Origin of the sequence: Hahella sp. NBU794, assembly GCF_050749805.1 — a bacterium.
In the GTDB taxonomy this organism is placed as follows: domain Bacteria; phylum Pseudomonadota; class Gammaproteobacteria; order Pseudomonadales; family Oleiphilaceae; genus Hahella.
Window position 1 is genome coordinate 862,150 of the sequence record NZ_CP192738.1, and the last position, 14,522, is coordinate 876,671.

General features: G+C 54.1%; 14 protein-coding genes. 8 read left to right on the forward strand and 6 right to left on the reverse strand.

Annotated elements, in window-relative coordinates; genetic code table 11:
• Positions 1-104: 104 nt before the first annotated feature.
• The 3 genes from ACQYWX_RS03890 to ACQYWX_RS03900 all read left to right on the forward strand — a co-directional run bounded on the left by ACQYWX_RS03890 (position 105) and on the right by ACQYWX_RS03900 (position 2,913).
• Positions 105-863 (forward strand): metallophosphoesterase, encoded by a 759-nt coding sequence (locus ACQYWX_RS03890; RefSeq protein ID WP_431687951.1) that lies wholly within the window; start codon positions 105-107, stop codon positions 861-863.
• Between the two features lie 68 nt (positions 864-931).
• A complete protein-coding gene (locus ACQYWX_RS03895; protein ID WP_431687952.1) occupies positions 932-1,408 on the forward strand; it encodes a GNAT family N-acetyltransferase in 477 nt (158 codons plus the stop codon).
• A 242-nt stretch (positions 1,409-1,650) separates the two neighbouring features.
• Positions 1,651-2,913, forward strand: a complete 1,263-nt coding sequence (locus ACQYWX_RS03900; protein WP_431687953.1) for an immunoglobulin domain-containing protein — start codon at positions 1,651-1,653, stop codon at positions 2,911-2,913.
• Between the two features lie 60 nt (positions 2,914-2,973).
• Here the strand turns inward: ACQYWX_RS03900 and ACQYWX_RS03905 are convergent, their stop codons facing one another.
• Genes ACQYWX_RS03905 through ACQYWX_RS03915 form a run of 3 tightly spaced genes read right to left on the reverse strand, consistent with a single transcriptional unit; the run spans position 2,974 to position 5,340 of the window.
• Complete coding sequence (locus ACQYWX_RS03905) at positions 2,974-4,215, reverse strand: vWA domain-containing protein (protein ID WP_431687954.1); 1,242 nt, start codon at positions 4,213-4,215, stop codon at positions 2,974-2,976.
• A gap of 34 nt (positions 4,216-4,249) precedes the next feature.
• Positions 4,250-4,813 carry a hypothetical protein gene (locus ACQYWX_RS03910; RefSeq protein WP_431687955.1) on the reverse strand — a complete coding sequence of 188 codons (564 nt, stop codon included), beginning with the start codon at positions 4,811-4,813 and terminating at the stop codon, positions 4,250-4,252.
• Positions 4,810-5,340, reverse strand: a complete 531-nt coding sequence (locus ACQYWX_RS03915; RefSeq protein ID WP_216736466.1) for a PspA/IM30 family protein — start codon at positions 5,338-5,340, stop codon at positions 4,810-4,812. Before ACQYWX_RS03915 ends, ACQYWX_RS03910 begins: the two co-directional genes overlap by 4 nt.
• A gap of 201 nt (positions 5,341-5,541) precedes the next feature.
• On the opposite strand from ACQYWX_RS03915, the gene ACQYWX_RS03920 reads away from it, so the two are divergent.
• The 3 genes from ACQYWX_RS03920 (at position 5,542) to ACQYWX_RS03930 (ending at position 9,894) form a co-directional block, all read left to right on the forward strand.
• Complete coding sequence (locus ACQYWX_RS03920) at positions 5,542-6,246, forward strand: response regulator transcription factor (RefSeq protein ID WP_431687956.1); 705 nt, start codon at positions 5,542-5,544, stop codon at positions 6,244-6,246.
• Positions 6,246-8,420, forward strand: coding sequence for a sensor histidine kinase (locus ACQYWX_RS03925; RefSeq protein ID WP_431687957.1), 2,175 nt, complete (start codon positions 6,246-6,248; stop codon positions 8,418-8,420). The genes ACQYWX_RS03920 and ACQYWX_RS03925 overlap by 1 nt, the downstream gene beginning before the upstream one ends.
• Before the next feature lie 265 nt (positions 8,421-8,685).
• Positions 8,686-9,894 carry an MFS transporter gene (locus ACQYWX_RS03930; RefSeq protein WP_431687958.1) on the forward strand — a complete coding sequence of 403 codons (1,209 nt, stop codon included), beginning with the start codon at positions 8,686-8,688 and terminating at the stop codon, positions 9,892-9,894.
• A 66-nt stretch (positions 9,895-9,960) separates the two neighbouring features.
• Here the strand turns inward: ACQYWX_RS03930 and ACQYWX_RS03935 are convergent, their stop codons facing one another.
• Complete coding sequence (locus ACQYWX_RS03935) at positions 9,961-11,241, reverse strand: hypothetical protein (protein WP_431687959.1); 1,281 nt, start codon at positions 11,239-11,241, stop codon at positions 9,961-9,963.
• Between the two features lie 255 nt (positions 11,242-11,496).
• Here ACQYWX_RS03935 and ACQYWX_RS03940 point away from each other — a divergent pair, with 255 nt between their 5' ends.
• On the forward strand, positions 11,497-12,081 hold the full coding sequence (locus ACQYWX_RS03940; RefSeq protein WP_431687960.1) for a PrsW family intramembrane metalloprotease: 585 nt from the start codon (positions 11,497-11,499) through the stop codon (positions 12,079-12,081).
• Between the two features lie 10 nt (positions 12,082-12,091).
• Complete coding sequence (locus ACQYWX_RS03945; RefSeq protein ID WP_431687961.1) at positions 12,092-12,850, forward strand: DUF5071 domain-containing protein; 759 nt, start codon at positions 12,092-12,094, stop codon at positions 12,848-12,850.
• Between the two features lie 34 nt (positions 12,851-12,884).
• On the opposite strand, the gene maiA is transcribed toward ACQYWX_RS03945, so the two are convergent.
• Together maiA and ACQYWX_RS03955 are read right to left on the reverse strand one after the other, a co-directional pair.
• The gene (gene maiA, locus ACQYWX_RS03950) at positions 12,885-13,532 is read right to left on the reverse strand and encodes a maleylacetoacetate isomerase (protein ID WP_431687962.1); all 648 of its coding nucleotides are present in this window, start codon (positions 13,530-13,532) and stop codon (positions 12,885-12,887) included.
• Positions 13,529-14,512: a fumarylacetoacetate hydrolase family protein gene (locus ACQYWX_RS03955; protein ID WP_431687963.1), complete on the reverse strand. Its 984-nt coding sequence runs from the start codon at positions 14,510-14,512 to the stop codon at positions 13,529-13,531. Before ACQYWX_RS03955 ends, maiA begins: the two co-directional genes overlap by 4 nt.
• Between the last annotated feature and the right edge of the window lie 10 nt (positions 14,513-14,522).

Sequence of the window (14,522 nt, forward strand, 5' to 3'; positions counted from 1 at the left end):
AGACGCATGCCTTAAGGCTCAGGAGGATAACAGTTAGACAAAAGGAAACTCAGGCTCCCTCCTTGTGAAGATGACAGGCGGAGAGTGAGCCAGTAAGCAGTAGTATGAAAATTAGAGTATTAAGCGACCTCCATTTGGAATTTGAGGACTTCGCTGTCGATATCGACGATGTGGATGCGCTGGTCCTGGCCGGGGACATTCATGTCGGCGACAAAGGCGTGCGTTGGGCGCTGGAGCAGAGTCCAGCGAAGCCGATCATTTACGTGCTGGGAAATCATGAGTACTACCGGCATATCTACCCGAAGCTGGCGCGAAAGTTACGAGAGATGACGCAGGGAACGCATGTTCATGTGCTGGAGAATGAGTCCGTGGCGCTGGGCGATGTCGTCTTTTTCGGATGCACGTTGTGGACGGACTTCGAGTTGCTCTGCGATCCTCGCGTGGCGGGTTTTGAATGCCAACAGGTGATGAGCGACTTTCGTAAAATTCGCAGAGAACCCGGCTACTCCAAAGTGCGCTCACTGGATCTGGCGGTGATTCATTCTCGCTCGCTGCACTGGCTAAAAGGCGCCTTCGCCCATTGCGACGAAACGCATCCAACCAGCCGGCGCGTCGTAGTTACCCACCATGCGCCCAGTAGTCAGTCACTGCCGCTGCACAGGAAAAACGACATCATCAGCTCTGCGTATGCTTCTAATCTGGAGCCAGTGATCGAGTCCCTGCAGCCGAATCTGTGGATTCATGGGCATTTGCACAACAGCAATGATTACCAGATCGGAACCACACGAGTCGTATGCAATCCACGCGGTTATCCCGGCGAACGCAATCTGGATTTTGATCCGGCTTTCACTGTCAGCCTTTAATAGTAATTTGTCTAACTAACAGGCGAAGGCCATATACCTATTTGATAAATAGTGAGAGCAATATAGTTGTGAATATTGATGTGATTGATTACGACTCTCAGTATGCCGTGGCGGTGGCTGATTTGTTTCATGGGGCGGTGCATGGCGTCGATTCGCAGATGTACACGGCTGCGCAAAAAGAAGCGTGGGCGCCGACGCCGCCTGATTATGATAAATGGAAAGCCAGACTGGATATCAAAAAGCCGTTTTTGGCGATAAGCGATGGGCGGTTGCTTGGTTTTATCGAATTGGAGGCTGATGGCCATATTGACTGCCTGTATACCCATGTCGAGTTTCAGCGGCGTGGCGTGGCGGCTCAGCTTTATCAGCGGCTGGAGCGGGAGGCGGTTGACGCAGGTATGACGCGCCTTTATGTAGAAGCATCAAGGGCTGCGCGCCCATTCTTCGAGTCAAAAGGCTTTGTAACAACGCAACTTAATGAAATACAACGCAACGGTCAGATACTGGTTAATTTCACAATGGAAAAGAAGTTAACAAAACGCTAGCACATTTGGTTTTTTTATATCCATTTGATCTTATCGTCGTTATTTACAGAGTAAATCCTTTACTAAACTGTAAATAATGGCGCCGCATAAATACTGCTTCTTGGATTTTGCGCCCAAAAGGACGAGAACAGCCCGCATATTTATTCACGCCAGAACAACATATCCGTCGCAGCCCGAAGTCATGCGCAGTGAAGCGCCAAGTGGCGAGTCGGCGGGAAGTATCCTCAGAGGGGGGAGTGGACATGGCGGAAGCACCCGTATCATCGTCAGATAAGACCCGTTTAGGGGACCTGTTGCTCGAGCGGAATCTCATCACCCAGGAGCAACTGGAAAGGGCGATGTCTTTGCAGAAGACATCCCATAAAAAGCTGGGTGAGATCCTGGTCGAAGAACATTTGGTGTCAGACCGGCAAATACGGCGCACTCTTAAGATTCAACGTAATTTACGACGCACCGTACTGACATCTGTTTTAACTTTGTCGCCGTTATTCCTTGCAGGGTGCGGGGGGGCGACGCCGGCTAGCGCCGCGCCAAAAACACAGGCTTCAGCGGAAAGTTCCATCACCGTTTCAGAAACCGAACTGAGCGGCGATACGGTACTGGATTCGTCTTACACCACTTCCACCAAGAGCGGTAAAGGCGGGACCAAGGGTGGAGGCGGCAGATGGGGCGATGGCGGTACGACCACGGACACATCGGGAACAACGGATACGTCGACTACGGATACGTCAACCACCGAAACCTCCACTACGGACACAACGTCGACCGATACGACAACCACCGACTCTTCCAGTACGACGACTGATACAACTGCTTCGAGCAGCGATCAGACTACGGATACCAGCACTACTGATACGTCGTCGAATCAGACCACCACGACGGATACTACCAGTACGACTGACACATCCAGTACAACCGATACTACGGCGACGACGGATACCTCCACCACGGATACTTCCACAGATCAGACACAGCCAGATGAGGTGGACATAGTCATTTCTTTGCCTCCCGCATCGCAGTCTGCATCAGTGGGATCGTCGGTCACCTTGAACGTTAGCGCCAGTGGCAGCAATACGCTGTATTATCAATGGCGTAAAGACGGACAGAATATTCCGGACGCGGTGACCTCCAGTTACACCATACCCAATGTGAGCGAAGCGGACGCGGGCAGTTATGACGTCATGATTGGCAACGAGAGCGGTGTTGTCATCAGTGATGCGGCGACGCTGGACGTTGTGGTCGATCGCACTGCGCTGCTGAGTTGGACGCCGCCGGCGACCCGTGAAGACGGTAGTGTGCTGGCTGCATCGGAAATCCAGCTTTACCGGATCTATCACCTGTCTGAAGACGGTTCCGTGGAAACAGTATATGAAGCGTCGCCGGATGAAATCAGCTTCTCCTTCGACAATCTGCCCGTCGGCACCCACTACTTCGCCGTGTCGGCTGTGGATGTAAATGGGCTGGAGAGCGACACGTCAGATATTGTGATGAAAAAAGTCTTATAAAAACCAAGGGCGGATTATCCGCCCTTTTTACTTCCCTTACTTCTATTAACCTCATATCCCTCAGTAAGCTGGCGCGCTCTCGTATTGGATGCCTTTTTCCGCCGCCTGGGCTTTAACTGTTGAGTAAATTTTGTAGTCCAGCGTTTCTTCTTCTGCGCCGCTGTCTTTGAGTTTCTGTTCGATAAATTCCTGACGCTGGCGTGACAGATCCGCAATTTGCGTGCGCAGGGCATCGCGTTTTTCCGCTGTTTCCTTGATGACTTTCGCCTGTTCGTCTTTTTCCAGCGCTTGCAACGGAGCGGGTAGCGTCGCCGGGGCGATGCTGTCCAGATCGACGCGGCCGCTACTGATGTCATCGACCAGTTCGCTTTCCGCGAGGAAATTACCTTCACCTGCGGCTGACGCATTAAAGGCGGCCCGTTTAGCCAGCGCGGCATCGGAGCTGACTGCATTCAGTTTGTCCGTGGCGGCGCTTTTGGCGGCGAGAGCCTTACGTTTTTCTTCCGTGCCGTAGAACATGCGGGTCTTGTCCATTTCTCTGGAGAGGGACGCCAGCTGTTCGTCAAATGGCGTGGCCACCGCAACGGCCTGACCGGATTGCTCTACCTGGAAGAAGGAGCCCTGGTTCAACTGCGCAATGCGACGCCATTCCGTTTGCGTGAAAGGATCATCGCCAGCCTGGATGGTGTTGACGACGATGCCCTTGGTCAGAGCGTCTTTCAACGTTTGCGGGTATTGCTGCTCGTTCTGATAGTCCATGTGCGGAGGCGCGTCGCCAACCAGAAAGATGACCCGGTAACTGTCTTTGTCCTGACTCCAGGAAATCTTATGCACGGCGTCGAACAACGCCTGATTGACGCTTTCTGGACCGTCGCCGCCGCCTTCAGCCTGGAAGTCCATCAAGGTGGCGTACATGGAGTCCAAGTCCGGCGAAAGATCGATGACGCGGGTGATATAGCTGTCTCCTCGATCCCTGAAGGCGACCAGCCCCATTTTGATTTCTGGAGCGGGTTGCGCGGAGGCCATGGTGCTGGCGATGGACCAGATGTTTTCTTTCGCCGCCTGAATCAGACCACTCATGCTGCTGGTGGTGTCGAGAGCGAACACCACTTCAATTTTGGCCCGCTTCTCATTAATTGTCGCGATCGGGTTCGTTGTAGTGATGGGGGCCGTTGTCGTGACTGGATAAGTTATCTGGTTGACCGCCGGCTTCGCAATGGCGAGGTTCTGCAGCGTAGGGTAAAAGGCGACCACGCCGGCGGTGGCTGCAAACAGGGTGAAGGCGAACAGTTTCGATTTCATGGTTGAGTTCCTCCAATAAATAAATGAGCCGATGTCAGGAATGTCTGGATAGACGGCGCAAGGCGGCGTCTGCATTGCGATAGGCGCGCTCGAATTCCTCATTGCTGGCGGGAGCATCAACGCGTCCTGACGCAGACAGTTTGCGAGGGATGTAAACGAACGCCGCTTGCACGAGAAAGAACGTCCACAGAGCCAGAAACAGACTGTGGGTATGTAGTGCGGCGGCCAGGGATGCGAGCAGGGCTGCGCCATTGAGGAAGGCGTCCAGCGCGGCGGCGATCAGGCTGTCGTGAATATACAGGCAACGCGTCAGCCAGATAGCGGCGGTTTGCGTCGCCAGCCAGACCCATACGCCAGGGTTAAGCAGGAACAAGGCGGCGGTAACGGTCATCCAGGCGGCGAACACGACCAGACGTCCGGTGCGAGCGCGACTGTCGCGCAACAAGATCACCACATACGCCAGACCCAGCGCGGAAATCAGCAGCCTGAGTCCGAAGCCTTCTCCAACCACTGGTGCGAACAGAACCAGCGCCAGTGCGCCGACGATACTGAGCGCCAGCGCAATCACAGCGCCGCGCCAAAAAGTAGACTTGCTCATGACGCCCTCCGCTTTTGTTGTTCGCGCAGCATCGCCAGATCAATGTCTTCCTCGGTAATGCTGACGTCTTTGCTATCCCAGGCCTTGGGCTCGACGCTGTGATCAGTCTCAAACAAAGCGGCTTTCTGTCGCATGCTCTCAAGCCGGCGACGCTGATCGCAGAGGGATGAGGCTTGGGCAGTAATGGCGTCGGTCAGTTGACTGGCCTGCTGACGGAATTGCGACAGCAACAGCTCGCCTTCCAGTTTGCGACGGAGCAGGCTCCGGGCGAGGTTTTCATTCTCTGCTTCGAAGCAAAGATCCAGTTGAGCGTCGAGTCCACTCAGAGACTTTTCCACCTCTTTGATGCGACTGCTAACCTGCTGTATCTCATGCTCTTTCGCTTGCAGCCGGCGCGCGTTTTGCGATACTTCCTCTTCCATTTCCCGAATCGCCTGACGCAGAAGGGCGTCGGGTTCTTCCAGGCGGTCCAGCACGGCGTGCATATCCGCTTTGAATAAACGAGTCAGTCTGGTGATCAGCGCCATGTTCGTCTCCTTTCAGGGTGTTCGTTGATGTGGTTACAGTCTAAAAAGGAGCGTGCAGGTGTCGTAGACAGGCTTTTGTAAAACCTTCGCGGCGCTGTTTACAAAGAATTTACATGGCGTGGCGGCGCTTGTTGTTAGACTCGTTTGTAACTACATTCGCTATCGCGAGAGTGATTTTTTCAGGTATCAATTGAGGTGGAGATGCAACGCAAAGCGCGCATTCTGATCGTGGAGGACGAAACGGCGATTCGCACCGGACTGGTGGATGTCTTCGTTTACCATGGCTATGAGGTGGATTTCGCCGTGGATGGCGACGAAGGCCTGAGCAAGTCGCTGAATGGCGCTTATGACCTGATCCTGCTGGACGTAATGTTACCGGGTAAAAACGGTTATGAGATATGCGAAGCCGTGCGTGTTAAGGACCGCGATCAACCCATCATCATGCTGACCGCCAAGTCTTCCGACGAAGATGTCATTCATGGCCTGTCACTGGGCGCCGATGACTACGTCGCCAAACCTTTTTCCGTGGCGCAACTGGTGCTGCGGGTGCAGGCGGTATTGCGGCGCTCTCGCTCCACGACGCTGGATGACGCCCATATTCGTCTGGCGGGCGGCCTGGAGATAGACACTCTGAATCTGAGTTGTCAGCACAAGGGTGAGGACGTGGCGTTTACCCGCAGAGAGATGGATGTCCTGCAATATCTGCATGAGCACTGCGAGCGCCCGGTATCGCGAGAGGAGTTACTCAACAAAGTCTGGGGTTACGCTCGGGATTTGGATATTGAAACCCGCACCGTAGATATTCATATCGCCAAACTGCGTCGTAAGATCGAGGATGATCCCAAGCAACCGCAACGGCTGGTGACTGTGCGCGGCGGCGGCTACCGCCTGATGACGGAGTCCTGATGGCCGCCTCGCTGCGACATGGACTTACGCCAGGACGCCTGCGCCTGTTCCTGGCGGTTTTGTTTTTGGCTCTGCTGATCCCCTTTGCGGTATTGGTTTGGCAGACCCAGCAGCAGATCAAGTGGGAAGCGTTTCATCAGTACCGCTTGCTGGCGGAGGAACTGTCTCAGCGTATCGACTCTGAACTGCAGCGCTGGATTGCAGCGGAAGAGGCGCACTCTTACGCGGATTATCAGTTTCTGGTTCTGACCGGCGATCCCAATACCTCCAGTTATGTGCAGCGTTCCCCCTTGGCGACGTATCCTGTGGAATCGTCCATTCCGGGGCTGCTAGGGTATTTTCAGGTGGATGCGGAAGGCGTTTTCTCCACGCCGGCGACCCCTGACACCCTGGATAACCCTGAGCGTTGGGGGCTGAGCGCAGAGGAACTGACCCAGAGAACCTCCTTGCGCGACACTTTGTTGGATATTCTCAGCCAGAACCAATTGGTGCAACGTCGCCGGGCGGACGACAAGCCTGTCAGTCTGGCGGATGAAGCGATGAGCCTGGCGGATACGATGGGGCTGTCTTCCAGCGACTATAGCTCGTCGGTGGAGTCCGGCGCGGGAGGCCTGAGCGAGAACGCGGACAGCAGTTGGAGCCGCGACGCGGAGATGGACAGTACGGCGCAGACCGAACCAACGCCAGCGGCGTCGGTCGCGCAGGAGAGAGAAATCGCGCAAGCACCGGCGCAGGAAGAATACAAAGCCAAGTCCCCGCCGGTATACGCGCAGCAGGCATTTGATAATCTGAACTCGCCGGTGTTCGAGCAACGCCAGCGTAGCCAGAGCGACAAGCGTCTGGAAGATCTCAAGCTACAGAGCAGCTTCAAGAAAGAAAACGTTGCGAGCAAGTCCCTGTCGAAAGCGGCAGGCGTTTCAGCGCCCGCCCCTAATCGCTCCTCGCGCATAGAGCAAACCGCCTTGGTCGAGGAAGTGGAGTCCGAAGCCGCCCCAGGAGAGCCCGCTGTTGCTGCGCCCAAAGTCAAAATCTTTGAAAGTGAAGTTGATCCCCTGGAGCTGGCCTTGTTGGACAGCGGACAGTTTGTCCTGTTCAGGAAAGTCTGGCGCGATGGCCAGCGCATCATTCAGGGGGCGATCATTGAACAGAACGCCTTTATCGAAGGCGCGATGGCGCAGGCGTTTCAAGGGACGGCCCTGGCGCAGATGAGCAATATGGTGGTGGCGTTTCAGGGCGATATCCTGCAGACCGTTTCCGGCTCCATCAGACGTGGCTACATGGACCAGAGCGATGAATTAAATGGTGAGCTGTTGCATCAGGTGCGCTTGTCAGCTCCCCTTGGCGACTTTCAGTTGCTGTGGACGATTAACCGACTTCCCGCTGGCCCCGGCGCTCAGGTTGTCATATGGGCCAGTGTGATTCTTGGCGGTGTGCTGCTGCTGGGATTTATCATGCTGTACCGGCTTGGCCTGCGGCAGATCAAACTGGCGCGGCAGCAGCAGGACTTTGTTTCCGCCGTCAGCCATGAACTGAAAACGCCTCTGACCTCTATTCGCATGTACGGCGAAATGCTGCGGGAAGGCTGGGTTGGCGAAGAGAAAAAGCGGGAGTACTACGACTTCATTCATGACGAGAGTGAACGCCTTTCCCGCCTCATCGCCAACGTGCTGCAACTGGCGAGAATGGAGCGCAATGACCTGAAACTGGAACTCAAGCCCGTCGGCGCCCAGGCCCTGATGGATATGGTGCGCTCCAAAATCAGCAGCCAGGTCGAGCGGGCCGGATTTGAGTGCAGTTACGAACTTGATCCTTCCTGTGCGGATAGAGAGCTGCACGTGGACGCAGACGCCTTCGTGCAAGTGATCATCAATCTGGTGGATAACGCCATTAAGTTCTCCTCTAAATCCGAGCGCAAACGTATCGAGATCCACGCGCGGCCGCGGGGCCCCAAGTCAGTCGCCTGGAGCGTCAGGGATTACGGCCCGGGCGTTCAGAAAAGCCAGATGAAGAAAATCTTCCAACTGTTCTACCGCTCCGGTAATGAACTGACCCGTGAAACTGTCGGCACCGGAATTGGGCTGGCGCTGGTGCGACAGCTGACCCGCGCCATGGGAGGCGAAGTCGACGTGCTCAACCGCACTCCGGGAGTGGAGTTTGAGGTGGTGTTGAGCTGATGCAGGAATAAGTGGCTAACTGTAATTTTCTCTATAAAATAGCCACTTATCTGTTTTAAGACTTGTTGCAGGACGCAAACGATGATGTATCCCCCGCTTCGCTTGTTGCGAACTTCCCCCTCGACGATTTACCTCTCATCTGCGCTATGCCCAATTAGTCGCGGATAGCAACGTTCTCTGAATTTTCCCTCTAAACGAAGCCGGTTTTTGCTGGGCTTTGCAGTTGGTGGCGATAGCGCTGAATGATTAAGGATTGAGTAGGGCTATGAACGCTGTATTGCGTATTAAAAATGATCTTGTCGCGGCCAGTATGGTCGCCAGTATTCTGTTCCTCGCAATTGTCAGTCTGGGGCTTTCCCTGGCTGTCTTGCCGTTGTACGTCAATAAAACGCTGGGCTACTCTGCGTTTTATGTCGGATTGGTGGTAGCGATTGAGTCAATTTCTACGTTGCTTTCCCGCGCCTATGCCGGCAGGTTTTCGGATAATCATGGCCCCAGAAAAGGGATGGTGCTGGGGCTTACGCTGACCTTCAGCGCGGGAATGCTGTGCTATTTGTCATTCGCTTTGTTGCCGGCGACCATTCTTACTTACGTGATTATCTGCTTTTCCCGTATTTTGATGGGAATTGGCGAGAGCCTGATTTTCACTTGTAGCGGAACATGGCCTATTGGTCTGGTTGGGCGGGAGCACGCCGGTAAGATTATGTCCTGGGTGGGTATCGCTATGTTTTTAGGGCTGGCTGCCGGTAACTATGTCGGGGCCTGGTCTTATTACTCTGTAGGCATTGTCTATGCGGCGCTTTTCATGAGCCTGCCGCCAGTCATTGGCTTTGTATTTGTGGCGGTTGTCCGTCCCGTGGATGTGCATCCGGAAAGAAGCGAAATCAAGCTCGCTTATGCGATCAGTCGGATCTGGAAGTCGGGGTCAGGCTTTTCTCTCGCGAATATTGGCTATGCGGCGATTACCGCTTTTCTGGTGCTGTACTTTGTGGAAAGCGGCTGGCGGGAAGAGGCGGCTTTCTCTTTATCGCTCTTTGGCGTGGGCTATGTTTGCGCGCGTTTGACGCTGGGCTGGATGGCGGATTCATCCGGCTTAAAGATGACGCTGTTTTCTCTCGTCATTGAGGCGGTAGGGCTGTTGTTGATCGGATTGGCGACGTCGCCGCAGCAAGCGATGGTTGGCGCTTTTCTAACTGGGTTCGGTCTATCCATGGTGTATCCGTTACTGGCGCTGCCAGCCCTGAAAAGCCTGCCGGATAAGAACATCGGACTGGCGTTGAGCACCTATGAATCCTGCTTTGACATTGGAATTCTGATTGCGGGCATTATCGGCGGCTCGATCGTCTCCTGGTTCGGCTACGAGTCTATATTTATTTTCTCATTCTTTTGCTGCCTGTTAGCGATGGCGTCTACGGTGTTGGCATTCAGACAGTTAGATGAAGAGCAAATTGAGCCGATTGCGGTGACGAGTTAAGTCGCTGATAGACGGGTTAAGTGGACTCAGCCGGAGCCTATGGTCATTCGCTCCGGCTTCAGGGCGTCACCTATGCTGCGCTTCAGGGAAGAGCAGTGCGTAGGCGTCGAAAAAGGACAGAGCGTCTTCTTCGGTGGAGGCGTCTGCGAGAGTTTTCAGCTCAGGCTTGAGCGCCAGTCTATAGCCGTCCAGCAGGTGCTCGATATTGTGCAGCTCGGGATGGTGGTTGACGGCGTCGGGCATCATTTTCAGGATCGCATCCACATAGTCGAGGTTGCGATGAATCGCGTCTTCATTATGCAGGCTGGAGGCGACCCAGAGGTGGTTGAGTTCCTTGCCTGAGGTGCGCTTTTCCGAGTCGGCGGCTTGCACGACGGTGGTTCCATACACGACCGTGCACAGCTTTTCTTCCGCCTCAAACTCGCCATTTCTGTTGGCGTCATACCAAAACTCATAACCCAGCTCGTGGGTAAAGGCTCGGGCGTCGATGCTGATTTTGGCGACAGGCTTGCTGTCTGGACCCATCTCCAAGCCTTGATACAGGGAATAGCCATCGAACCAGCTGCGGGGACGTCCCAGGAAATTACCCGGGGGATACTCTTCTTCTACACGATAATGAACGCCCAAAATGTTGAGGTCACTGCCCTGGTGAAAAAACAGATCTCCCAGCAAAACGCCGTCTTCCTGCGTTTCCATGAGCAATTGCTGGCGTTCGTCCTTTAATTTGGTGCCGGTGCGGATGCGTTCGCCCAATATGCCCAGCATGCCCCGGCCTTCGATGACGGTATACAGCGGTTTAATATCGTGGACGTCGCCGTTGTTGATAGCGCCATACACTTCGGTTTCTTCCCGGCCAAAGGCTGGGTCATCTTCGTTGATGGCGAAGACAGGAATAAGCTGATCCTCGACAAGCACTCGACCGATCAGCGCCTCTTTGCGGCCCGCCAGACCTAACCATTTGCGGATTTCACGCTCTTCAGACGAGGCCAGCAAGACGCCGTTGGCGTCCTTAACCTGAAATGTTTCCACCTTTCCGTTGTCGTTAGCGTTGATCTCAGCGATGACGTCGCCGCTGGGAAGGTTGATGTCGTTGTCGCCCCAGAAGTTATAAGATCCGCTTCCCCGACTAACGCCGCTATACACTCGAATAACTGACTGATAAGGGACATCCTCATTAGCCCCTGCGTTCCATGGATAGGTTGTTCGGCTTTCCGCAATGGTCAGCACCGCATTGGAGACCGGGTAATCATTAAAAGGCAGACTGCAGATGAACTTAATAATTCCCCATAGGATGAATGCGGGAATGATATAGATCCCATAGCTAAATAGTTGATTAATAAACTGCATATCTAAGTAATGGATGAGGCTTGTCGGTAGTGTGTCGGATATGTGAGGCGTTAGCTGGCCGAGTATATCATAAGGTGATAGTATTTCGGCCCGGCTCATCGTCGAGTCCTCACTTCTTATGTAGTTTGCGCTTATGGCGCTTTATATTTGACGCAATATATAGCAATGGAATACTGGTCTTTACTCTACCTCCCGTGTCTCTTTTGGGCTGCCTATCACTACTATAAGGACCGGCATAAACCAGAGCCTGTTTTAATGCTGATTTTGGCCCTGGTATTGGGATACTGCTCAGCCTATATCGGCTTATATTTGTATGAAGCGCTGGACTATATTCATTTGCGTTTTGACGCCTATGAACTTGCGAAAAGTTCAAGTCTGCAATTATTTTTATATTCCGTTTTAGCCATTGGGCCGATAGAAGAGCTGGCCAAATTCATTCCTTTTCTTTTTATCATTGTTAGATTGCCGCATTTTGATGAACCCATAGACGGCATTATTTATTCCTCGTTTATCGCGCTCGGATTCTCACTACATGAGAACAGTTATTACCTGACCTATCTGGAGGGCTGGGAAGCGTTGGCCAGATCGCTGACGGCGCCGATGGTGCATGTCATGTTCGCCTCCATTTGGGGGTATGCATACGGCTATTCTGACTCCCATGGTGGCAATCGATACCTCGTGACTTTCTGTTTTCTCCTCATCGCGATGTTTCTGCATGGCGTGTTCGACTTTTTCAGTATTGGGTTATCCATCTGGGCGAATATTGCCCCGCCATTACTGATCCTGGCGATCTGGATGTGGCGGTTGCGGATTCTGCACCGTGTGCAAAACGAGGCTTGATGGCTCACATATGATTAACTCCAACGACTATGTTTATTCATTGCAGGCGCTGCGCTTCTGGTTGCAGGACATGACGCGCCGTTTGCACTCCCGCGCCAATCTTGATCCTGACGAAGAGGAATTAATGCTTCAGGTCGAGCTATGTTATGAGGACGTCTGGCAGGCGTATGCTTCTACCTATGACCCATCGACAAACATGGTTCCCCCTGACTTATTACAACGGTCCGCCTGGGTTCAGAGTCCAGAATGGCCGGAAGCGCTGCAGGAATTACGCCCGGAAGATAAATGCGATACGGATAAAGCAAAGAGATTGCTGCAATTGCCGTTTGAGCGAATCGAACCTTGTTTGCCAGAATTGCTGACGTGGTTACAGGACCCTAACTGGCCCGTTGCGGGAGTCATTGCCGAACCTTTGGCTGCGCTGGGGGAGAAGCTAACGCCCGCGTTGCGGCAGGCGCTCAAAATGGCGCGTCAGGATAATGATTCCTGGTGGGTGTCCAATCTCATCCTTAACCTGATCAACAGGCTGCCGGCGACCTCTGTGGAGGCGCTTAGAACGGAATTGTCATTCTGGATATTGAGCGAAGACCAGGAATTGGGCGTTCAGGTTATCCAGCTCTTGCTGCGTCATAAACTGGGAGACCAGCAGAATCTGCGCAGATGGGCCCAGATAAAGATAGATGCGTACGCGGAGTATATAGCGGAGCTGCAAGATGCTCTCAAGGAAGAGGAAGAGGAAGAGGAAGAGGAAGAGGGAAATCAGCGTTAGCCAATCTCCCTTGTAGTGAGCCTGATCCGAACGGTTAAGTCGCGTCCGCCTGTTGTTCAGGCGTCGCCTTCTGGAAAGCTTCCAGTTTCAAGCAGTTGTCGTTGATCTCACGCAGTCTCGGGAAATTCATCATCGGACAGTTAAAACGATTGGCGTTATATACCTGAGGAATCAGGCACACATCCGCCATTGTCACTTGCTCTCCGAAGCAATAAGGGCCCTTATCCGCGTAGCTCGCCGCCATTTGCTCAAGCGCCTTGAAGCCTTCAAGAATCCAATGCTGATACCACACCAGCTTCTTCTCCTCGTTGACCTCCATGGGGCCAGTCAGATACTGCAACACCCGCAGGTTATCCAGCGGGTGAATGTCACAAGCAATGACCTGACTGAAAGCCCGCACCTGCGCTTTAGTTTGAGGGTCTGCAGGCAGAAGAGCCGGAGTCGGATGACTGTCCTCCAGATACTCAATGATGGCCAGAGACTGGTTCAGGCGAAACTCGCCGTCTGTCAGTAGCGGCACAAGACCCTGAGGATTCAGGGCCTTATAGTCCGACTGGTGCTGTTGACCGCCGTCTTTCACCAAGTGCACGCTATGGGCTTCGTAAGGAAGCCCTTTCAGGTTCAGCGCGATACGCACCCGATAGGCGGCGCTGGAGCGCCAGTAATCGTAGAGCTGCATCATGAGTAGCGCGTCACTTTCTGGTCGATGGCGCCGAAAATGGAGCGCCCCTGCTTATCCAGCATCTCAATACGCACTTGGTCTCCGAAACGCATGAACGGCGTTTTGGGCGCGCCGTTTTCAATGATTTCCAGCATGCGCACTTCCGCCAGACAGCTTGAGCCGGTGGAACGGTCTTTGTTGGAGACCGTACCTGAACCGACGATGGCTCCGGCGGACAGCGGACGGGTTTTCGCGGCATGGGCGACCAGCGTGGGAAAGTCGAAGGTCATATCAATGCCGGCGTTGGGTTTACCCAGCAGCTTGTCATTCAAATGCGTGATCAAGGGCAGGTGCACCTTGCCGCCGTCCCAGGCGTCGCCCAGCTCGTCTGGCGTCACCGCCACAGGAGAGAAGGCGCTGGAAGGTTTGCTTTGGAAAAAGCCGAAGCCTTTCGCCAGTTCGCCGGGAATCAGGTTGCGCAGGGACACATCATTAACCAGCATCAGCAGGCGAATATGTTTGCCGGCGTCCGCGGCGTCAACGCCCATACGAACATCGTCGGTAATCACCGCCACTTCCGCTTCCATATCGATGCCCCAGTCTTCCGAAGCCATGGCGATATCTTCGCGCGGCCCCAGGAAGGCGTCGCTGCCGCCCTGGTACATCAGTGGGTCGGTCCAGAAGCTCTCCGGCATTTCCGCACCGCGAGCCTTGCGCACCAGCTCTACGTGATTAACGTAAGCGCTACCGTCAGCCCATTGATAGGCGCGTGGTAGCGGAGAGGCGCACTGGTTGGGATCAAATGCAATCGCGTCTTTGACGCGGCCTTCGTTCAAGGCGTTGTATACCTCTTCCAACGCGGAAGACAGGTCGTTCCACTGGTCCAAAGCGGCCTGCAGCGTGGGAGCGATCTGTGGAACGGCGACGGCCTGTTGCAGATCGCGACTGACGACAACCAGGACGCCGTCGCGCGAATTGCTTTTTAATGTTGCGAATTTCATGGATATTGCT